18 protein-coding genes are annotated in these 22,361 nt (G+C 41.1%); 8 read left to right on the top strand and 10 right to left on the bottom strand.

Features of this window, described 5'->3' with window-relative positions; all coding sequences use genetic code 11:
* Positions 1–190: 190 nt before the first annotated feature.
* Positions 191–1,408 carry a serine hydrolase domain-containing protein gene (locus tag OCU48_RS08770; RefSeq protein WP_141344221.1) on the bottom strand — a complete coding sequence of 406 codons (1,218 nt, stop codon included), beginning with the start codon at positions 1,406–1,408 and terminating at the stop codon, positions 191–193.
* A 244-nt stretch (positions 1,409–1,652) separates the two neighbouring features.
* Between OCU48_RS08770 and OCU48_RS08765 the strand changes: the two genes are divergently transcribed.
* From OCU48_RS08765 to OCU48_RS08755, 3 genes are all read left to right on the top strand, one after another.
* A complete protein-coding gene (locus tag OCU48_RS08765; RefSeq protein ID WP_371859070.1) occupies positions 1,653–2,225 on the top strand; it encodes a LysR substrate-binding domain-containing protein in 573 nt (190 codons plus the stop codon).
* 164 nt (positions 2,226–2,389) lie between these two features.
* Positions 2,390–2,794 carry a YgiW/YdeI family stress tolerance OB fold protein gene (locus OCU48_RS08760; RefSeq protein ID WP_141344219.1) on the top strand — a complete coding sequence of 135 codons (405 nt, stop codon included), beginning with the start codon at positions 2,390–2,392 and terminating at the stop codon, positions 2,792–2,794.
* 544 nt (positions 2,795–3,338) lie between these two features.
* Positions 3,339–4,223 carry a LysR family transcriptional regulator gene (locus OCU48_RS08755; protein WP_141344218.1) on the top strand — a complete coding sequence of 295 codons (885 nt, stop codon included), beginning with the start codon at positions 3,339–3,341 and terminating at the stop codon, positions 4,221–4,223.
* A 237-nt stretch (positions 4,224–4,460) separates the two neighbouring features.
* Here the strand turns inward: OCU48_RS08755 and OCU48_RS08750 are convergent, their stop codons facing one another.
* From OCU48_RS08750 to OCU48_RS08740, 3 genes are all read right to left on the bottom strand, one after another.
* Positions 4,461–5,189 (bottom strand): SDR family NAD(P)-dependent oxidoreductase, encoded by a 729-nt coding sequence (locus OCU48_RS08750; protein ID WP_167496153.1) that lies wholly within the window; start codon positions 5,187–5,189, stop codon positions 4,461–4,463.
* Positions 5,190–5,254: 65 nt separating this feature from the next.
* Complete coding sequence (locus OCU48_RS08745; RefSeq protein ID WP_141344216.1) at positions 5,255–6,517, bottom strand: serine hydrolase domain-containing protein; 1,263 nt, start codon at positions 6,515–6,517, stop codon at positions 5,255–5,257.
* A gap of 110 nt (positions 6,518–6,627) precedes the next feature.
* Positions 6,628–7,896, bottom strand: coding sequence for a serine hydrolase domain-containing protein (locus OCU48_RS08740; RefSeq protein WP_141344215.1), 1,269 nt, complete (start codon positions 7,894–7,896; stop codon positions 6,628–6,630).
* Between the two features lie 518 nt (positions 7,897–8,414).
* On the opposite strand from OCU48_RS08740, the gene OCU48_RS08735 reads away from it, so the two are divergent.
* From OCU48_RS08735 to OCU48_RS08720, 4 genes are all read left to right on the top strand, one after another.
* A complete protein-coding gene (locus OCU48_RS08735) occupies positions 8,415–8,753 on the top strand; it encodes a DUF1840 domain-containing protein (protein WP_141344214.1) in 339 nt (112 codons plus the stop codon).
* 544 nt (positions 8,754–9,297) lie between these two features.
* On the top strand, positions 9,298–9,465 hold the full coding sequence (locus OCU48_RS08730) for a CCGSCS motif protein (RefSeq protein WP_141344213.1): 168 nt from the start codon (positions 9,298–9,300) through the stop codon (positions 9,463–9,465).
* Between the two features lie 48 nt (positions 9,466–9,513).
* Positions 9,514–9,849 carry a TehB family protein gene (locus OCU48_RS08725; RefSeq protein ID WP_141344212.1) on the top strand — a complete coding sequence of 112 codons (336 nt, stop codon included), beginning with the start codon at positions 9,514–9,516 and terminating at the stop codon, positions 9,847–9,849.
* Between the two features lie 979 nt (positions 9,850–10,828).
* Positions 10,829–11,770 (top strand): YeiH family protein, encoded by a 942-nt coding sequence (locus OCU48_RS08720; protein ID WP_141344211.1) that lies wholly within the window; start codon positions 10,829–10,831, stop codon positions 11,768–11,770.
* A gap of 276 nt (positions 11,771–12,046) precedes the next feature.
* Here OCU48_RS08720 and OCU48_RS08715 read toward each other — a convergent pair whose 3' ends face one another.
* The 6 genes from OCU48_RS08715 to OCU48_RS08690 all read right to left on the bottom strand — a co-directional run bounded on the left by OCU48_RS08715 (position 12,047) and on the right by OCU48_RS08690 (position 19,971).
* The gene (locus OCU48_RS08715) at positions 12,047–13,336 is read right to left on the bottom strand and encodes a sensor histidine kinase (protein WP_141344210.1); all 1,290 of its coding nucleotides are present in this window, start codon (positions 13,334–13,336) and stop codon (positions 12,047–12,049) included.
* Positions 13,333–14,022: a response regulator transcription factor gene (locus tag OCU48_RS08710; protein ID WP_141344209.1), complete on the bottom strand. Its 690-nt coding sequence runs from the start codon at positions 14,020–14,022 to the stop codon at positions 13,333–13,335. Before OCU48_RS08710 ends, OCU48_RS08715 begins: the two co-directional genes overlap by 4 nt.
* Positions 14,023–14,188: 166 nt before the next feature.
* Positions 14,189–14,749 carry a hypothetical protein gene (locus OCU48_RS08705; RefSeq protein ID WP_141344208.1) on the bottom strand — a complete coding sequence of 187 codons (561 nt, stop codon included), beginning with the start codon at positions 14,747–14,749 and terminating at the stop codon, positions 14,189–14,191.
* A gap of 115 nt (positions 14,750–14,864) precedes the next feature.
* Complete coding sequence (locus tag OCU48_RS08700) at positions 14,865–15,605, bottom strand: DUF1499 domain-containing protein (RefSeq protein ID WP_141344207.1); 741 nt, start codon at positions 15,603–15,605, stop codon at positions 14,865–14,867.
* A gap of 70 nt (positions 15,606–15,675) precedes the next feature.
* Positions 15,676–18,804 carry an efflux RND transporter permease subunit gene (locus OCU48_RS08695; protein ID WP_141344206.1) on the bottom strand — a complete coding sequence of 1,043 codons (3,129 nt, stop codon included), beginning with the start codon at positions 18,802–18,804 and terminating at the stop codon, positions 15,676–15,678.
* 3 nt (positions 18,805–18,807) lie between these two features.
* On the bottom strand, positions 18,808–19,971 hold the full coding sequence (locus OCU48_RS08690) for an efflux RND transporter periplasmic adaptor subunit (protein ID WP_141344205.1): 1,164 nt from the start codon (positions 19,969–19,971) through the stop codon (positions 18,808–18,810).
* Between the two features lie 712 nt (positions 19,972–20,683).
* Here OCU48_RS08690 and OCU48_RS08685 point away from each other — a divergent pair.
* Entirely contained in the window at positions 20,684–22,297 is a 1,614-nt protein-coding gene (locus OCU48_RS08685) for a BCCT family transporter (RefSeq protein WP_208727092.1), read from the top strand.
* Positions 22,298–22,361 lie beyond the last annotated feature (64 nt).

Here is a 22,361-nt window from a genome sequence, read left to right as displayed (position 1 = left end):
CAGTTGGCACTTAGTAACTCGAAAGTGCCCCAAAACGAGTTGCAAGCGGTATCAGAGCGCACAGTAGAATTCTGATTTTGGAATACGTAAGCTAATGGTGAGCAAAAGGTGAGACCGGCCCCTGAAGAGCGGGCGATAGAATTACAATTATAACCATCGCCCGATGCGGGCGATGGCTTTTAACTAATGGTTATTGTTGAGCTCGTAGCTCATTAATAATGTCTACCGCATTAATTAATTGCTTTTGTAGGCTTGGTACATCTGTATTAGTGTACCAATCCGATAGATACACTACAGAATAACCAGATTCTATGTCAGCCAAACCAGTTTGGCCAAATGAACCATGAGAATAAATGATGTTTTCAGCTTCCATCGTGTAAGATTGCATGTCATACGTTGTTGGACTTGCTGCAGCAAATACATCTTTAATTGAAGGTGTAACGTTAAGTACATCGTTAGATGAGTCTTTTAATTCTGCATAAAAAGATTTGCCCGCTTTACCTTGCGCAATATAGTTAGTGAACAAAGCATAATCGTATGCACTGGTGTTGATACCATATGATGGTGATGTTGTGCCATCAGATGTTTTTGCGATTTGAATTTCATTATTACCACCGTAGCTATTGTGTAGCTCAGCAAGTAATTGCTCAAATGGCTTACCTTCAACTTTAGCAATGATAAGAGCTAGGGTGTCAGAGTTTTGGTCTGTGTAATCCCAGTTAGTACCACGCTCGTATGGTGTCGCCTTAGCGGCCTTGATTGCATTTAAGTGACCAATTGGCTCACCTGCGTTTTGTAGGCCTATCTCTTTTTCCCACTCGTAACCGTTAGATCCAGGGGTATGATAATCGCTTAGCGGTTCAATGCCTGAGTTCATTGTAGCCATTTCGCTGATAGTGGCCTCACCAATAATAGAACCTTCTAGCTCTGGCAAATAAGTTTTCGCTTTCTTATTAAGAGAAACCTTGCCTGAATCAACCGCGTGGCTTAATAAAACACCAACGTAAGACTTCGCTGCTGATTGCAAGTTATTTAGCATACCGGGCTTAAAGCCATTGTCGAAGTGCTCAGCTAGTACCTTGCCATCCTTCATCACTACGAATGCTTTTACCTGTGTATCGATGAGGTCTTTACGTAGTTCAGGTGAAACTTCAAATCCGCCAACGCGCTCAACTTTAACAGGGTTTACTGATGCAGGTAGTTTGTGCACACCATAACGTAGGAATTGTTCAATATGCGCTGATGCATATGTGTAGTAAGGCCATTGTTGGAATCCGTCAGCTGGGATTTCCGCTACTGTGTAGCCTTCATAAAACTTAGATAGAGGCACTTCATCTGCTGCCGATGCCGATGTGATAGAGCCTATAGTTGTCGCTAATAGAATTGTGGCTAAGATTGATTTTTTCATTGTAAATACTCTTTGGTTGTATAGGCAGCCTGATGTACAGCCTCTGAATTAAGTTGTTTGTGTTGACGTGTTCTATAATCACACCATAATGAGATAGCCCATAGTACGAAGTGACCCATATTTGGAGTGGTTGTATTGCTATGGGAAACCGAGAGAACGAAACAGTGCTAACATTTTCAAGTCACAACCGTGAGTACTTTATCGTCGCTGCTGAAATGGGAACATTTAACAAAGCAGCTCGTAAATTGGGCAATTCTTCGTCTACAGTGACTCTACACCACTTAAATTAGCGATCAGTTTTGGTGAGTTAATAGATGGGAAAGGTATTGCCGATGTGATTAGTCGGTTGAAAACATCATGGCCTAACCTACAGATCTCGCTTAAAAATGTGGATATGACCCATACTCAGTTGGCTCTTGATAACAAACTCGTCGATTTTGCACTTGGTATTGTTGCTGATTCCATTTATCCAAACGTGGGTGGAGCACCGGTTAGTGAAGAAATTACGACTTTGATTGCGCACCCCAATAATCCCTTGTGTGGCGAGTCGAACGTACAATTGGATATGCTGTTGTCGCAAACTTCTATTTGGTCTTCTCCTTATAAACAAACCCATCAATACGATACAGCCTTATTCAAAAGTCTAGAGATGGTCGAGTGTAGTGATGCTAATACAGTGGTGTCACTTAATTTTCATAAAAGAGAAATCGATCCATCATTTCAGCTGATGCTGTACTACAGATTGGACTATCCCCACCGAGAAGTTATTGAAGAGATCGTTCTTGTCCTAAGGAATTGGTTTGGTTACGAGAAATAGCTGAATTACAGTTTTTATCGTATGTAACGTTTTTTATGACTTATTAATTTTTTGAATATGTTCTAATTTAAAAAACTGTTACAGAATTTATTAAGGTAGACCTACATCGCAACTTTCAGGGTATGAAGTGAGTTCATATCTATTTAAATTGAATAAGGTTTATCATGAAAAATAAATTATTGCTTTCAAGTGTGTTAACTCTAGTAACGCTAACCAGTGCTGGTTCATTTGCGCAGGGTGGGTTTTCTTCGGGTCAGGCGAATGTATCTAATCAGCCATCATCGGTTGGTTTTAACGGCAATATTGCTAATCCGGATACGGTTAACGCTGCTTCTGAAGCAAGAGACGATACTTATGTGACTCTTACTGGCAACATCACAGAACAAATTGGTCATGAACTATATACGTTTAGTGATGAGACGGGCCAAATTGTTGTGGAAATAGAAAACGAAGATTGGCACGGTATTAATGTGACAGCAGATACTAAACTTATTGTTCAAGGTGAAGTAGACCAAGATTGGACAACAGTAAAAGTCGACGTAGACCGCATCAGAGTAGTAACTCAGTAATTACCTTCTTTGAATCTATCGATTTCAACGTTGAATTGTTGTGGATATGTAAATTGTCCACAACTTCGTATGCTGTTTATAATAGCTGACATTATTGGAGTTCACTCAGCCCCTAAAAATTTTTTAACAAGTTTTGTCCAGAAGTTTCTCAGGACGGTCATCGTTAGCCCCACTTATAGACAAAAACACTAAACCATTACACATGTGGTCACCAAGCAATTCTGTCGTACTTCAATTGCCAAGCGACGGCGTAATTACACTATCTACCAAGGGAAACTGACGGACTAAACCGGGCACTTGTTTGACCATTTATAGTAAATTCGTGCTTTTGTCTTGCCTGATGATAGCTAGTTCCGATGATGCTTCTTCCAATCTATTTCGCAATTGCACGAAGAATTAAGGATGAAGCGATCGCCCAAGTGGTCGACGAGAGTTTTAAGTAAGCGTTTTTCAAGTTGATGAGAAGTATATATCCAGAATTTCTGTGTGATAACATGTAGCTTATATTGGTGTTACCTATGGGCTTGATAAACAGGGATTCTCTATGATTAATCATGAACTTTTACGCAGTTTTATTGCTGCTGCAGATAGTGGGTCATTTAGTGCGGCTGGTCGCCTATTAGGAAAACATCAAGCAACCATTAGCGGTAATATTGCTCGTCTTGAGGATGAGTTAAACATTCTTCTTTTTGACCGGGTTGGTAAATATCCCCAATTAACAGAGTACGGGCTAGCCCTTTACGACAGTGCGAAGGTGGTGGTTGACAGTAGCGAGCGCTTTAACGCTAATGCGCTTCAACTTGCTAATGGCGCTCCTGTAGCAATTCGCGTGGGTTTTGACCATCATCTTGATATCAATGACTTTGTTAATGTCTTTCAAGTGCTGTATAAGCACTATCCGCTCATTAAAGTTAGTATTATTAATTGTTCTAGTAGTCAATTAATCGAACAAACAAAAGCTGGTAGCTTGGATTTTGCATTGTGCCCCGCACTTGAAGGGCACAGCCAACACTATGAGTTTTGTAATGTGGGTCGATGGCCGATCCGATTTGTCTGTGGTAAAGAACATCCTCTCGCCAATAAAAAGCAAATAAGCAATGATGAATTGCTTGCACATACTCAAATCATGGCATTGCATGACGATCATGAAAATATTCAGTATCAAGGGGAGCGAATGTCACCTTATACCTGGGAATGTCAGGATTATAATACGAGCCTTTCATTGATTCGTGCGAATATTGGGTGGGGTTTTTTATACTCAGCTCAGAAACCATTATCTACTGACCTTGTTGAACTTTTTCCTGAATTTGCCCTCAGTCACATATCTATTGCTTACGATATTATTTGGCCAAAAAGCCAAAGCTTATCGACGGTAAGTAAACTATTAATTGAAGCCGTTCGAGAATGTTTTCTTCAAGTGAAAGTATGATAGGTGCGGTGATAAATTGGGTGTAGATATTTTGCATTAGCTGGCTCGTTTGGCCATTTATTTGAGTTCTATTTACATCTTTAAGGATACAGTAAGCTGAATAGTTATGACGACTTAGCTTACTGTTTACTCACTAGATAACCAGTGATTTATAGGCCACAAGGCTGTGCGGCAGCGACTTCAATTGTTGCACCTGAGACATAGCTCGACTGCGACGAGGCAAGGAAGGTAACCACATCACCAATTTCCATGGGGTTTGCATCCTCTTTTAAGAGCGTTTCGGCTAGCTAATAGGTCATGCGCGGCCTCTACAGTGATACTTTCTGCATCAGCAATAATGCCACATTCAACATCGCACATTTCAGTAAGCACCATGCCTGGGCATACTGCGTTTACACGAATATTTTGCTCTCCAAGCTCGATTGCTAAAGTTTTCGTCATTGCAACGACAGCATGCTTAGACATGCTATAAGCAGAAATGTGTGACTCACAGCCAATGCCTGCGACAGATGCATTATTGATAATGCTACCACCGCCACGTTTCAGCATTTCTTTTACCGCGACCTGAGTGGTGTGAAATGCACCAACAACGTTGATATTCCAAGCTTTATTAAGTTGTTCAAGAGACATATCCATGAATAATTCGCCAAAGCAAATACCTGCATTATTGAACAGAATATCCAAACCACCTAGCTTAGTAACGATATTAGCGATGCCTTGTTCAACTTGCAGACGATCCGTTATATCCATTGAAATGGTGATGCATCGAACACCAAACTCTTCAGCAATGCTTTTGCCTAGTGCGTGAAACTCCGTAAAAGAATCAGCATCAGCAGAGTTAAAAATATCAGCAATTGCAACATCGGCCCCTGCTTTTGCTAGTTGGCGTGCTGATGCGTAACCAATTCCACGTGGAGATCGCGCACCAGTAACTAGTGCGATTTTGTTTTTTAGCGTATTGGACATGATTGTTACCATTTTAGTTAGTGCTAATGGTTATGGAGTCAGTTTATTGACTCCATAGCAAAAGCTTATTTCGTTTCTTTGTCCATCGCACGATGGTAATTAACAACTTCGTGTGATGCGCTTAATAAGCTATTTGCAAACTCTGAGTCTGCTGGATTAGGCCCTTGTAAGCCTGCAAAAATAGCGACAACGGTGTCAGACTCAGGGTCTGCAAAAATCCACTGTCCACCCCAACCTGGGTGCCCAAAACCAAGTGAACTTGTGTAAGAGCTATTGTAATAAGACCAAGACTCCACACCGATTGGAACGCTGCCATTGGTCATCGTATCTTTCATCCATGCTGTACCACCGCCAACAATTTCGCCATTTACGCCGATTCCGCCATTTGCCAATAGCATTCCGTAACGTGCCCAATCACGAGGTGTCATGATTAAACCACCCCCCGTAATAGGAACACCGGTTTTGTCGGTGGATATATAAGTGGTATTTTCACCGCCAATGGCATGCAGAATATTACGCATTGCTGTTTGAGTCGGTATACCAGTGGCACGCTCTACTATCCACGCACCTAGATCTGTATTAGCTGTGGTGTAGAAGTAATGACCGGTTTTATTTATATTTGAGCCATTTTCATGACCGGCTTCGAACGTAGCAATGAACTCTCTACGATTCATGTCAGTATGACTTGAAGGCTCCCAACCTAGGGTCGCTTCTTCAACGTCTAGCATTTTGCGAAGGCGAGTACCCTGCTTAGCGGTATAAGCTGTAAACTCATCAAATTCATGATAAACATCCATTGAAAGGATTTCAGAAACGGTACGTCCACGGTAGCCTGCACCGATCTCAGGAATGTACTTTTCAACTTTATCACTCATATTCAATTTGCCGTCGGCAACTGCTTTTCCGGCCAGTAGGTTTACAGTCGTCTTTGATGCACTCATAGCCATATGAGGTGTGCGCGGTGTTACACCATTGGCATACTTTTCAAAAACAATTTTATCACCACGCAGAATAACGAAAGAGTCAATTGCTCTGTGATTCGCCAATGCTTTAACAATGGGTAACTCGTCAATTACGTAGTCGCTTTCTATTTTCAGTTCACGTACTTTTTCTGCATTTGCAGAAATTAGGTCTCGTGTGATGTGTTGAAAATTTCTTAGGCCGTAACCACGGTTTTGCTGCCAGTTTTCGAGGGTAACACCTGCCGTCACATCAGATTGTAAAGGGTGGTCGATAAGGCTTTGTTCAGCAAATGCGGATGCAACACCGCCTGTTAGTGTTGTGATTATGCCTACAGCAACAAGTTGTTTAGATAGATAATTTTTCACATTGTTTTCCTAATTAAATTAATATCCTAATATATGAGCTGAATGCTCTACAGGGGATAAAAATCTACGGTAAGCAGATGTGCTTACCGTAATATGGAATAGCTTAATGACTATTTAGAGGTGGCTTGTGTTTCTGCTTTAAATTTTTCAGCAATTGCTCGTGCGTACATCCAAGTGTCGTAGCCTTCAACCGTTGCATAACCCGCGACGACTAAGTCAGCCTCTGGCGAAACATACAGTGTCTGTCCATGGTAACCGGCTTTAGCAAAGTCACCATCAGTGGTTACGATATCCCATTGGTAAGCCGATGAGTGCGCATTACCTAGTACGTAGTTGTTCATCACGGGAAATAGCATGCCTGCTTCGTAAGCGGTAGTGTTGCCACCCTGTGAAACCTTTTTAATGTGGCTTTCAGGGATTGCTTTGCTTGGTGCACTCGGGGTAAACATCATGCCGTAACGACCAAGATCACGAAGCGTTGAGCTGATTGCGCCGCTTGCGCCTGGTGCGCCAATATCAGAAACTTGAACTTGACCATTGAACTCTGCACCCATGTGTTTCCAGATACGGTCTTCAAACACTTTGTTGTATGGCTTGTCTTCCATTTTCTCAACTAACCAAGCAAGTACGAATGTATTAACCGATGTGTACTCATGCTTAGTATTAGCGGGTTTCTGTTTCACCAAGGTCTTCATATAATCATACGTTGAGTCCATGGTTTGCTCTGTTTTACCAGTAAAACCAAGGCTTGATTCATACAGTGCATAAGGAGAGTGCATGTTTGTATATGCTTCAGGGTCATCAGCTTCTAAGCCGTTCATCCCAGATGCCATTTCAAGAATGCTTGAAACAGTGATGCCTTCCCAACCTGAGCCTTTAAGTTCAGGTAAGTAAGTTTCAATGTTTTTAGTAATATCAACTTTACCTTCTGCTTCAAGTATACCGACTAACGTCCCCACGGCTGATTTAGAGACAGACCACCAAATGTGCTTATCATCTTCTTCCATACGAGGATATTTCTCGTATACAACGTTACCTTTGTGGATAACAATAACAGCGTCTAAGTGACCTTCTGTCCATTGATCAAGCGATTTCTTACCCGCATGTGTTTCAGCTTCAATTAAACCAAGCTCAGGCTGAATATTCGTCGGCAGTACATGAGTGTTACCGCCTTTTTTGATATCGGCGTGTTTGAAGTATTCAGATGCGTGAGTATAAATGTAGCGTGTTGCATCAACATCTTTACCTAGTTGCCAAGTTTCCATATCAAAACTTGCTTTCATCTCGTGTATTTCAGTCGGTGAGTAGTTAGGAGCATCAGCAAAAACTGACATTGATAAAACACTTAATAATGACATTGCTATTATAGATTTTTTCATAATAACCTCTATTTGGTAGTAAATTTGTTTACGATAGAGAGATTAAATCACGAAAAACTTTGTGGTTGTATGTAGTTTCTATGGGTGAGACCAATAGGTGAGGTAGCCTATACCTTCCCTCTGTAGTGGCACAGTGAATTAGGCCAATCGATTAGAGGCTTTGCTATACTTTAGCTAATCCTAAGATTGAGAACCTAGAAAAACCTCTAGCTCACTTTTATTCAGAAGGAAGTGAATAGTCTGTCTTTGCTCAAAAGATCTTCCGAAAATTGCGAGCGCTATGTTGTGGGTTAGTAAACTCCTTTGAGGCCATAACAGAAAAATTATCATCTGCATATGAGTTGAAACTATATTTAACAGCTCAAGTGGCATAATATCTGCGCCCTTATTGGTTGCCCTTTTGGTAACCGAAATCACATTACTATTTGCGGCTTAAAGATATGCGTCACCGATCAAATACGAGCCTGACAAACTGAGCTATCATCGTTTAAAATCCATAATGAAAGAATCTCATTACTATGTTGATTACATTCAAATGTAAAGCTTATGCTAACGTCATTTTATTTGGTGATATTGGATTAGAATTGCTAAAAATGATGGGGCACTCTAGTACGAACAATGGAGCCATATTGGCTTCGGATGTCCCTGCCGCTCTTAACAGATTAAAAGCTGCTATCGAAATAGAAAGAAGCAGCCCAATTATTGAAGAGCGGGAAGATGACAATGACGAACAGGCGGTGGTTGACCAACCTGTCAGCCTAGTCCATCGAGCTCTGCCATTGATTGAGCTCTTGAGTGCTGCTGAAAAGCAAGCATGCAATGTGATATGGGAAGCAACGGGTGACATTGCTCCTTAGTTTTTTATTTCCTTGTTAGACAAAGGTATGCGATTAGATTATGAAAGTGCAGGTTTAAGACGTTCTTTCTCAATTTATGTTCAGTTGTTGTACATCAGTTCAATATATCGAGAGTTATAACTAGCTTACCATTTAACTCGCTTTACAACTTAAAGCCCAACCCCGTCACTAATTAACGGGTTTGGGCTTTGACCATCGTTTCATACGAAAATAGGGGGCTAATGAAATGTTTAACCCTATCTGTTTCCAGTAATTTATAACAAGACATATCGAATTCTGAATCAGCATGTCACTACTGATGGATTATCTCCTCAAGTTTTTCATCGCATTTAGGTAAGGGATAAGTAGGTAAGTTATTGTTATATAGAGACTAAAATAGATTAAGTTCAATTAGTGCTTACCAAAACGGGCTAAATAAAGCTTGAACTGACATAAATATCATATAACATGCATCTCAAATGCACCTTTTGGTGTTGTAGCATTAACATTCCCTATCGCCACCTTGCGTAATGAATGAAAACCAATCAAAGAAGGGTACCGACTTATGACATTTTCAGTAAAGAATCTATTTGGAAAAAAAGATGATCAATCAACAAACGCTGCACTACGAACGCAACAAAACTCAAATCTAAAAACAGAAGAGAGCATTGAAAAGAAGGCGACTAAGAAAAAGCATGGTGAACCAGGTGTTTGTTGCGGTTCTTGTTCATAATTATTAGCTAGCAACTATTTCTGTAATTGATCTGAATTGGTGACTGGTATGTCGATTCCAAATGATTTTATAAACTATAAAAAAACGGATGTTTTCACAAAAGAAACCATTCCTAAGTTGTTTTTATTCGAACACAATACAAAAGCAGGTGTATACGGAAAAATTAAAGTAATTTCAGGGACATTGCAGTTTACTGGGTTTAAAGGCCGCAGAGGTGAAGTCGATATTCAGAGTTTAATTCAAGCAGATGAATATCTCATTTCCCCGCCGGAATACTGGCATAAAGTTGAGTTCATGACCGAAGATACTCAATTTTATGTTGAGTTCTATGCTCAAAAAGACTCAGAGATCGTGAAACAAAATCTCAGTGAACGAAATGATTAATTGTTAAATCGTAATCTAGATGTAATGAGTCGTAGTTGCTTGGTGCTTTGAAGGAGTAAACCAAAGTCATTGAGCTTTGGTTTACTCCCCAATCTAGATACTACCAATACTCTATTCACTACCATCATAATAAGCCCTCATCTACCAGATATACCCCTTACTTCTATTCGTAAATGACGACTTCTCTCATTAGGCTATCTAAAAACTCCGATGAATTCTTTGATTTGAGAAGGCCGATTTTTTAATTGATGTTGAATATAACAAGATAGAGAAGCGGCTTGCTTGAGAACGAAGTATGATGGATATCTTCATTGCTCTTCCAAGAAATGATGGACAAGCAACGCTCAAATTAGGGCGGTACAACTGATAAGATTTAAACTCAAAATCAGTCAATCAATCAACTATCTACGCCAGGGTAATTTGTAGGTTTGGGGCGACTTTGTTGCGTAAATCGAGTGAACTAAATCAGAATCGTACGATCAGACCAAAGACATTCTCTTATTAACCACGATTTCATGCCCAAACCGCACTACAAAGCGCAAGTCGGTGGAACTTACGCCATGATCAAAGCGTTAAAAAACTTACGAATCTAGGCATGTCTGAAATTCAGTATTTTGTTTAGAAAACACTCGATTTCAAGCCATCTAGTTTCTTTCTGAGTCACGCAAAATAGCTTTACACCAGGATAACTAGCTGGGTTCAAGACATTTATCATGCTCAGATTATCCCAAATAGGCTAGGTCTATGCGACTAAATACATTGAATTATTCAGGCTAACCTTTTGATACGCATCACTTTCTTTAAATATACTTTTGATATGAATCCGAGCGTGCGTTCAGTTTTACTAAACGCTCATTTGAAATGTTTTAATATCGCTTAAATAAAAGCCCTTTTATAGTGTTTGAACATCACGTTCATTCTGAAATTTAATACCAAGGATGAAGTGGCAATCTAATGGTATTAATCTTCAGAGGTAAAAATGATACGTATCGTCAACAAAGGTTCAATCGCTAGCAAACTTATTTTAGCTATTGCAATTTGTTTATGTTTTACACCGCAGGTAAATTCCCCTACTGCATTGCTAATGGGGCTCATTTTATCCAGCTTGAATATTTTACCTCATGGTTTTCATCCAGAGAAATGGACAAAAAAATTACTCGCTTATTCCATTGTGGGCCTTGGTTTTGGTATTAATGGTAAAGAAGCCCTTGCCGTTACTGGGGATGGCATCGAATTAATCATCTCAAGTATTGCTTTTACACTTATAGCCGGCACTCTACTGACTCGGTTTATGAAGCTAGATAAAGTAACGGGTTATCTAATTACGGTCGGAACCGCTATCTGCGGGGGAAGCGCAATTGCTGCTGTTGCTCCGGCAATTAAAGCGAAGGACAAACAAATTGGTCTTGCTCTGGCAACAGTATTCATTCTTAATTCACTGGCGTTATTTATCTTCCCTGTCGTTGGACATGCATTATCACTAGATCAGGTGACATTTGGGCAATGGGCCGCTATCGCGATACATGATACATCGTCTGTAGTGGGTGCTTCACAAGCTTATGGTAGTATCGCACTGACCACTGCGACTACACTTAAGTTATCTAGAGCTTTGTGGATTATTCCAGTCGCTTTGATGAGTGCATTTTTCTTTAAGAGCGAAAGTAAAAAACCTAAAGTTCCTCTGTTCATCGTCTTCTATATCCTTGCCATCATCGCCAGTGATATGTTGCCGCAATTTGATTTCGCATTTAATTCGGTATTTGAACTGTCCAAACAGACAATGGTTTTATGCTTGTTCCTGATTGGTAGCTCTTTATCTTTTGAGCGTCTTAGAGAGTCAGGGCCTAAACCTATTATTCTAGGCGTAGCTCTGTGGGTGATGATTTCAGTAGGCTCGTTGGCATGGTTGCTTATGATGTAACAACTTATTGAACTAAGTATTATGAAATAGACACTTTGTGATTTTAGAGTTTTACGGATGACTTGAAACACCGAAAGAATTGATGCAAAAACGCCCAAAGCGACTAGCCTTGGGCGTATCCTCTAGCAAACTTAGTTGTGTGTTGTGGATAAGTGAATTTGGCCTCTACATTAGAGGTTTTTCTCTACTTCAGTAATGCATTAAATGCTAATTTAGCCGTATATAAAACACGATTTTACTCATAATCGAGTTAGCTAGCATCTGGTTAGCTCAACCTTATCCATTTGGATTACGATCAATAGCTTCTTGATATCTAAAGTCTATCAATACATTTCTCCCTGAAGGTTTTAGAGTGTTTTCATAATACCAACCATATTGCTTGATCAAACGTTCAGTTAACTCGAGTCCTAAACCAAAACCTAATTCCTGCTTTGATTCATTTTCTGAAAGATTGTAATTATCAATTTGTAGTTCTGTTCCAATTTGCTTTATCAAGACTTCACCGTGAGTAGTGTGTTGGAAAGCATTTCGAATTAAATTGGTAATTACTATTCTACATAGACCTAGTGGAAGCTCTAGCTTGGTCTCATCAGATTCGATATAAACGTTAACTTTCTTACCATGCAGAATATAAAGCAGCTCGTGTTTGATCTGTGCCACCAGATCACCAAGTGTGATAGTTGAAATAGGCAAACTTTTGTCTTCTTGACGATTGAGCCATAGCAAGGTCTCTGTTAAATCGGTCATGGTAAAAACAGCACGCTCTATTCGCTCGAGCACCTCTTCTTGTTTGGCTTTATCCACTTCTTTACTGATCATTTTTCTCAGTAATTCTGTGTTTGTACGAGTAACAGCAATTGGCGTTCTTAATTCATGACTGGCGTAACCAAGAAATTGTTTCTCACGACCTAGGCTATCTTGTACTGAACTCAAGCTGGATTGAACAATACTTGCCAACGAATTTAACTCACTGTACTTAAAGTTTGGGATCGGCTGTTCTAGTTTCTCTTTATTCAAAGACTTAGCCCATTCACGAAGGTTCTCAATTGGCTCAGATACGATTCGCAAAATACCAAACAGTGCAGCGCAGAAAAGGCAAAGAGCCCCAAGTGCTGTAAAAATGATATAGAAGTAGTGTGGGGTTTCGTCATTGCGAAAGTGTTTATCGTTTTTTGTATTGGGAAATACAACGCTGACATAAACAACGTTATCTTTATCTATAACCTTCATAACAAAGTAACCCGCTTTTGGCGGAGGCACTAAAGGAATGCCTTCTATGTGTTTTTTCAGTTCGTTCGGAGCTAAGTCAGTTTCTTTAAATAAATCTTGAATAGCTTGAGGCAGATCTTCCCAGCGAGATGCTACTGTCATTTCACCAAGTTTGATCGGGTGGCTATCAGATGGCTTGAACTGAAGGGCTTGAGTACGCATTGAGCCTCTCATTACGGTATCCATACCCGAGAAGAAATAACTTATCGCGACACCTGACATAATAGCGATCGTCATAGTGCCAACAAAGAACATCACGGCTAGAAAGTACAGTCTAAGACTATGCCTGATCTTCACAATTTGCCCTCACGTTTAAAAGCAAAACCTCGCCCGATAATGGTATGAATGAGCTTGCTGTCTGTACTGTTGTCTACTGCTTTACGCAAATTGTGCATGTGAACTTTCAAACTATTGCTGTCTGGCAGTTCGTCCCCCCATACACTTTTCATCAATTTTTCTCGGGATACCGTATTTGGGCTTTCTCGCATTAATATGTTCAATAGTTTAATTGCTATTGGCGTTATCTTAAGTTCAGTGCCGTCTCGAATGACCTTTTGTGCCTTGAGATCCAATTCTACGCCTTCAATTTTAAGGCAAGTTACTTGTCCGCTTCTCCGACGAGATAACGCTTGTGCACGAACTATCAACTCTTCCATTGCAAATGGCTTCACTAAATAATCGTCTGCACCTTTGGAAAAACCCGCCACTTTGTCATCTAAGGTGTCACAAGCTGTAAGCATCAATACAGGAACATCAATGCCTAAAAAGCGCAACTTCTCACAGACTTCTAATCCATTCATTTTTGGCAAATTCAAATCTAATATCACGGCATCGTAAGGGTTTTGAGCAATGAGGTTGAAACCGGCCACGCCATTTGCAGCGTGATCGCATTGAATGTCTTCGAGTTCAAGGTAATCAATAACGGCTGTGGCTAAATCTAAATCATCTTCAACTAACAGCAGTTGCAGCTTTTCTGTGTTCATTCTTACCTCTAGCGGTTCCACATATTCATCTGAGCAAATATGAATATGTGGAACGAGATTTTGCATTCATAAAAATTAAGATTATTGCAAACGTTATGGTTTAGGTGACGCAGGTGAGCCGGTACTTCTCACAACAGTAGCTCTCCTGCCTCATTTGATAATTAATTTATAGAGAAACGACTGTCCACTGCGTGAGTTTCGCTTCTGCTTCGTTACACTGAATCAGTTCGAGTGGTCGTTTCACCCACGGACCGGCTTCTTGAGTGACTGAAGTAACTGCCAAACAATAGCTTGTATCAGCCTTAAGCCTGAATGTTTGATCTTTTTCTTCATAAGCAAAACCTTGATGCTTCGCATCACTACATTCTAGTAGTGCTAACTCGCTCTTTCCTTTCGCCAAAAGCCCCTGCATGCAGAGCCCCTCAAACGCATAAGATTGAATCTTGTTCGTTTCGCTGTTGTATTCAAACCTGACATCATGCCCTGAATAGTCGCGAGGAGAACCTTCTGGGCCTTTAGGTTTGCAAGAGTGTGTTTGCATTAATTCTGATTGACCTGGACCATAGGTATCTATACAGAATCCATAGCCATTTGGCTCATCTAGATTGTCACTTAAAACAATATAAGGTGGCTCTGTAGGTACATTTGGCTCTGCTGCAATGAGTAGTGTAGGTGAAAGAATCAAGCTAGAAGCGATGATAAGCTTGGTGATATTAGTTGGATTCATATTAATTCCTTTTAATAGTAATGGTTGTTGATTTGTAACGTAGTAAAGTCATGGTTGATGGCCTTATATTATAATAGGCTCATCTTGTATCGATGGCGTTAGTTAGTGGTTTCGGTTAGTTGTTAAAAGCTTCTGTGAATTCCACAATCCGCGCAGCATTAACCCCTTTGTCACTGCGGCCGATTCGAGATACGCTGCGAATATCGATGCGACTTCCGTTACTTATCGATGTAACTTCAATGACGACGTCGTCCATAAATCCAAAAAAAACGGTTTGAGCCGTAGCTTCAAAACGTAATGCTTTAGGGTCTTCAGCAACAATGTCCCAACTTGTATCCTTTGCAATATCTAGCGCTCTTGCATACGCATCTTTGGCAGAAAGACTCGACTGGATAGGTTTAATGTATGGGTAGTATTTTTTCTGCATCGTCGCGACGTTCTCGCCAGCATAAATTAAGGAATTTTTAGCACCCGCACGCGTATCATCGAGCACTAAGAATTCAGGCGGATTAGCCGTGTTAGTTGTAATGTCATGTATTGCAGGCGCACGTTTCGTTGGTTGAATGATGCCGTGGATCATTGGTGCAACGAGGCCAAGTCCTATTAATGTCGCAACCAAAGATTTAATTGCTCCAATACGATTACGAGTAACCCATTGAGATATAAATCCTAACGTGCCGAGGCCCAGTAAAGATAAGCCGATTGGATTGAGATAGCTTCGAATATAACCAAAGCCGACAATGGGATCCCAAAAGCTCAAACGGGCACCAAAGATCATCACTGCAACCACTAGTAAAGCGGCAACCGTGATGACCAATAATAATGTTCCAAAGTAAGATGTACGGTTGGTCGTCATTTTCCCTCCTTTGAAAGTTATCAGAGAGCAGTGATGAACCAGAGTTAGGTTCACCATTACTCCTATTTTGTTATTCGGTGCTTTTTTCTGTTAGGGCTTTTTCATCTGACTTAAACAGTTTGCAGATCAAGACAAAAAATAGTGGCGCGAAGTAAATCACTAATAGAGTTGCTCCCATCATGCCACCTAATACGGACGTACCAATAGCATTACGAGCATTGGCACCTGCACCGGTACTAAGAACTAGAGGTAACACGCCTAGCCCAAATGCCAATGACGTCATGATGATTGGGCGCAGTCGCATCTCACAAGCCTGCACTGTTGCATCAATAATGTTGACGCCTTTCTCATAAAGTTCTTTAGCAAATTCAACGATCAAAATTGCGTTTTTGGCGGTTAAACCGATGGTAGTTAATACACCAACTTGGAAGTAAACATCGTTCTCTAGACCTCGTAGCATAATCGCAGCTAGTGCTCCGAGTATCCCCAATGGAACGACTAGAATGATCGCAATTGGGATACTCCAGCTTTCATACAAAGCGGCTAAACAGAGGAATACCATCAAGATGGATATCGCGTATAGGATAGGGGCTTGGTCACCAGCCTCAATTTCTTGATATGACATTCCCGTCCAGCTAACCTGTACATCGTTTGAGATCTCAGCAGCCAATCTATCGATTTCAGCCATCGCTTCACCGGTACTGTAACCCGAAGCGGCTTCGCCAACGATTTCTACCGCTGGATTGCCATTGTAACGTTGTAACTGTGGAGACCCTTGCCCCCAGTGGTAGGTACTGAAAGCCGAAATTGGCACCATTTCACCCTTGTTATTACGTACAAACCATAAGTTAAGGTCTTCTGGAGTCATGCGATATTGAGCGTCAGCTTGAATGTAAACTTTTTTAGAACGACCACGATCGATAAAGTCATTCACGTATGACGATGCCCAAGCAATGGATAGTGACTGGTTAATGTCATTAATCTCTAAACCTAGCACTTTGGCTTTTTCATAGTCGACATCAAGGAACAGTTGCGCCGTATCCTCCAGGCCATTTGGTCGTGTACTTTGCAGTAATGGACTTTGCGCTGCTGCCCCTAGTAACTGATTCCTTATCTCAATCAGTTTGTCATGACCGACAGCCCCAACGTCTTCTAAGTAGAAGTTAAAGCCTGTAGATGTACCAAGTTCTCGAATCGCAGGGCTACTAAAAGCAAAAATCTGTGCATCTTTGTAACTTGAAAACCTTCCCATAACACGACCGATGATGGAATCAACATCGGTACCGGGCTCAGTCCTTTGTGACCAATCTTTCAGACCGATGAATGCCATCGCCGCATTTTGTCCAGAGCCTGAAAAATTGAATCCAGAAACGGTAAACACATGATCTACGGTATTCGACTCGTTCTCCTCAAAGTAGTCCTTTATATCCAGCATCACCTCTTGTGTTTTCTGTAAAGTGGTACCTGTTGGTGTCGTTACCATTACCATGAAGTCACCTTGATCTTCATTGGGTAAAAATGAGCTTGGTAGTACGTTGTATAGATAAGCGGTGCCTGCAAATAGCATTAGGTAAACAAAAACAAAACGCAATGGACGTTGCAATGTGTGCTTAACGGAGCCTCGGTATTTCGCGGATAACTTATCAAATGCTTTGTTAAATAATGCAAATACCTTGATGCTAGATTCTTTGTCGATAGGCTTTAGCAAGGTGGCACAAAGTACAGGGGTCAGCATTAACGCAACCACAACGGATAGAACCATTGCCGACACAATCGTTAGCGAGAACTGTTGGTATATCATGCCGGTTGAACCAGACATAAAGGCCATTGGAATAAATACAACGGATAGCACCATAGTAATGCCGATCAAAGCACTAGTAATTTGCCCCATTGATTTCTTAGTCGCTTCGAGAGGAGAGAGACTCTCTTCGTGCATCAAACGCTCAACATTTTCAACTACAACAATAGCATCATCAACCAGCAGACCGATGGCCAACACTAAGCCAAACATAGTCAGTGTGTTGATTGAGAAACCCAACAATGACATCACACCAAAAGTACCCAGTAGCACAACTGGAACGGCGATGGTTGGAATAAGGGTTGCACGAAGATTTTGCAAAAATAGCAGCATGACAACAAAAACAAGACCAACGGCTTCAAAGAGTGTTTTGATTACTTCGGTGATAGAAAGGCGAATGAATAAGTTGTTATCGGTTGTTTTGACGAGTGCTAGTCCATCAGGAAAACCTTTTGAAAGTTGTTCAAGTTTTGCATCAACTGCATTTTGTGTGTCTAACGAGTTCGCCCCTGTAGCAAGGGTGATCGCAATACCTGAAGAGTCCTTACCCATATAGGTGGGTATGGATGAAGATTCTTCACTGGCTAACTCTACACGCGCTACATCTTTTAGCTTAATCTGAGAACCGTCACTAGCGACTTTGATTAAGATATCCTCAAACTCTTCAACGCTAGTTAATAGGCTTTGTGCTGTGATACTGGCATTAATTAACTGAGAATCAATGGCTGGCGTGCCACCTAGTTGCCCAACTGTCACTTGACTATTTTGAACTGATACAGCGTTAGAAACGTCAACGGGCGTTAAGCTATAACTGTTTAATTTAGCTGGGTCTAACCAGATACGCATAGCATAGGATGGGCCGAAAATGGTTACCTCTCCCACACCGTTGACACGGCTCAGGATGTCTTTGATGCTTGAGTTTGCGTAATCTTGAATATCACCTGCGCTCATGCTGTCATCAGGAGAGTATAAGTTGGTTACTGACATAAAACCTGAGGTGCTTTTAGTCACAGAGGTCCCCTGATTTTGAACCGCTGTAGGCAAGCGATTACTCACTTGCTGCAAGCTATTTTGCACTTGTACCTGAGCGATGTCGGGATCAGTATCGGCACTAAAAGTTAATGTGATACTAGCTTTACCAGAAGAGTCACTTTTAGAGGCCATATAAAGTAGGTTATCTAACCCGGTCATGCCTTGTTCGATGACCTGAGTCACGCTGTCTTCAATTGTTTTTGCTGAAGCACCTGGGTATGACGTTGAGATAGTCACAGCAGGTGGTGCAATTGTTGGATATTGTGCGACAGGCAAGGAGACGATTGCCGCAATGCCTGAAAGCATAATGACAATTGAAATTACCCAAGCAAAAATGGGTCTGTTAATAAAAAAATTCGATAAAGACATAGTTTATTCCTCGCTCGTCAAAGCAGGAGTTGTATTGTCTGTGCTGCTATCGACAACAACGGTAATATCATTTTTCATGTTGATGATATTGTTGATGACAACTTGCTCACCACTAATAAGTCCTTCTTTTACCACCCAGCCGTTACCAACTTCATTACCAAGTACCACTGGTTTTCTCAGTGTTTTATTATTTTGGTTAACCACAAATACCGAAGGTTCCCCAGATTGGCTTCTTACTACAGCAGATTGTGGAACAACGAGATAACCTCGCGCTTCTGGCATAGAGATGTGGGCGCGTACGTACATACCGGTTAGCAATATGTTGTCAGGATTTGGAATAATAGCGCGCAGTGTAATCGTACCTGTTGAGTCTGAAACAAGGGTGTCGGAAAACTCTAAATGGCCCGCTTCCTCATAAATACTCCCGTCTTCTAGTGTGATCGAAACTGGGATCTCAGCATTTTTGTCCTTAAAAGTAGAAAACTCTTTTCTGATTTTCGTTATCGCCAATGAGGATTGTTGCATATCCACATAGACGTTTGCGGTTTGCACAATCGTCGTAAGGTAAGAGGATTGTTCGGCGGTCAATAAAGATCCTTCAGACACCAAAGACAGTCCTGCTTGGCCTGAAATAGGCGCTTTGATTTTGGTATAAGAGAGTTCAATATTGGCATAGTTTAATTCTGCTTGGCGGATCGCAACTTCCGCTTGAGCCTCTTTGTAAGCGGCGTCGGCATCATCAAAAATCTGTTGGCTAGTTAACTTTCTCTTGAGGAGTTGCTGATAACGAACCGTAGTTTTTCTATTTGTTTCTTCACTCGTTAAAGCTTTTGCTAACTGAGCCTGTGCACTATTAACGTTTGATTGATAAGTGGTTGGGTCAATTTCGTAAAGTACATCGCCGGCTTTTACTTGAGAGCCTTCTTTGTATAAACGGCTTTTGAGAATACCCGTCACTTGTGGTCTAACTTCAGCCTGCTTGAAAGCAGCAATGCGTCCTGGCAACTCTGTGGTTAAGCGTAACGTTGTCGGGGTTAAATTTAGGACATCGACATGAATTGGGCCGGGGGCAGGTCGTTGTTCAACAGTTTGTTCGCCACAGCCTAATAATAAAGAACTAGACAGAAGTAAGCCCAAAGGCAATCTTAACGAGTTGAGTAGAGACATTATGGAACCTTATCCTAGAAGCACAATTGCAGATATAGCTATAAGAATAATGGTGCAGTGGTTAAGACAGGGTTAAGGCTCATGGTCACTATTTCAATAACCGAAATTCAAACGTTATATTTACTTGTTTTGTGAATTTTCATGCGTTTCGAACTAGTACTAACCCCTAGTATTAATTCCAACTATTTCTTCTTCGTTCCATTTTAAATTATCTCTTCAGCTATTCGCTTTCTGTTTACCAATCTAATCTCGCTCAGAGAAGCGTTATTAAGGTTATATATGAGCAACGTGAGGAGATACTCCCCAGGCAATACGGTTTTGTTACGTATTTCTTTAGATGCAAATCAAGAGTAGAGATTTTAGTGGGTGACATTCACTTGGCACCGAAGGAACATAATTAAATATCTTTAAAAAACAACTATCTGAAAGTGTTTTGGCTAAGCTTTATTACACTTACTTGCTTGGGGATTTGTTACTTCCGTAATTCTCACTTTTACGTCGAAAAGTGAGCGACTAGGTGCGAAAGCCTCATAAATAACCCTTTTGTGTTATCATGCCGCGGTAGGGGATGAGTTCAGAGCTTATATTTGCGGGCAATTGACAACTATTTTTAATGCTATCAACGCACTTATATGACTCTGCTTATCAAATTATTACTAACATGGAGTTAGTCGTTTTTTATCGTGTTTACGGTAACTAAACCTCATTATTTATGAGTTCAAATTCAAAAAAATATAGTATTGAATCCACCGACTATCAGGTCGGTCAAGATAACGTAACGAAATGGGGCATGGATATCCATAACACCGTTTTTATGGGCTCACTTGCGTTATCACTTCTTTTCATTGTTACACTGCTAGTTCTTTCACCTGCTGAGGCTAAAGCCGCGATTGATTCGGTGAAAGGTGCTGTGCTTTCATACTTTGACTTCCTATTTATGTGGGGAGCAAATCTCTTCTTAATCTTTGCCGTCGTTATCGCTTTTTCACCTTTAGGTAAAATTCGTTTAGGTGGTGATAGCGCAACTACCGACTACTCTACGTTTTCTTGGATAACGATGCTCTTTGCAGCAGGTATGGGTATTGGCTTAATTTTCTGGGGTGTTGCAGAGCCGACTGCGTTCTATACGGGTTGGTATGGTACGCCATTGAACGTTGAGTCGCACACCATGGAAGCTCGCGAGCTTGCTTTAGGTGCAGCGACGTTCCACTGGGGTTTACATGCATGGGCTATTTATGGTGTTACGGCACTTTGTCTGGCTTACTTTGTGTATAACAAAGGCTTACCACTTGCGATGCGTTCTGTGTTCTACCCGTTATTAGGGGACAGAGTGTGGGGGAAAACCGGTGATGTTATCGATATACTCACGGTTCTGGTTACGTTATTTGGTTTGGCGACCTCACTTGGCTTAGGTGGTACTCAGGCAGCGAGCGGTATCAGCCATGTGTTTGGTCTTGAGAATAGCTTACTTCTTCAGCAGTCTATCATCGTACTGATTATGGGCCTTGCTATTATCTCTGTACTGCGTGGTATGGATGGTGGTGTGAAGCTCCTTAGTAATGTGAATATGGCGATTGCTATCCTGTTTCTTGGCTTGATGGCTGTGCTGAATTTCACTACCGTATTTGATTCATTCACAACTGCAGTTGTGGGTTATGTGAAAAATGCATATGCATTGAGTCAAACATCGGGGCGTGAAGACACCACCTTCCTACATGGTTGGACAGTGTTCTACTGGGCTTGGTGGGTTGCATATGCACCTTTCTTCGGGATGTTTGTAGCACGTATCTCGAAAGGGCGTACGGTTCGCCAGTTCCTTGTTTATGTATTGATCATTCCAACGTTAGTCACCACCGCATGGATGTCTACATTTGGCGGTATTGCTATTCAGCAAATGATTGATAATGTGGGCATATTGGGTGCCAAACAAGCACTTAGTGACGTCTCTTTGAGTCTCTTTTATATGCTTGAAGCCTATCCGATAGGTGACATATTGTCAGTAGTAGCAGTGGTACTGATCGTCATTTTCTTCGTGACGACTTTAGATTCAGGCTCGATTGTTATTGATAGCATGACTGCTGGCGGGAAAATGGATGTACCGGTGAAGCAAAAAATCATTTGGGCACTAATCTCAGGCACAATAGCTATGGTCATGCTGTGGATTGGCGGTACTGAGTCGATACAGGCTCTGCAGTCGATTACGATTATTGCAGCGATGCCATTTACTATCATTCTACTGATTGGTTGCTTTAGTTTGGTGAAGGGTTTGTTGACTGAAGTAGGCGCTTCAAAAGAAAGTGCTGACTATGCTGAAGTCAAAAAATAGTTCCTTTCAATAAAGTGAACCAGAAAATAGGCGCCTTAGGCGCCTATTTTGATCTTGTCGCCTG

Origin of the sequence: Vibrio inusitatus, assembly GCA_024346935.1 — a bacterium.
GTDB classification, from domain to species: Bacteria; Pseudomonadota; Gammaproteobacteria; order Enterobacterales; family Vibrionaceae; genus Vibrio; species Vibrio inusitatus.
This window is presented reverse-complemented; position numbering and strand designations above follow the sequence as displayed.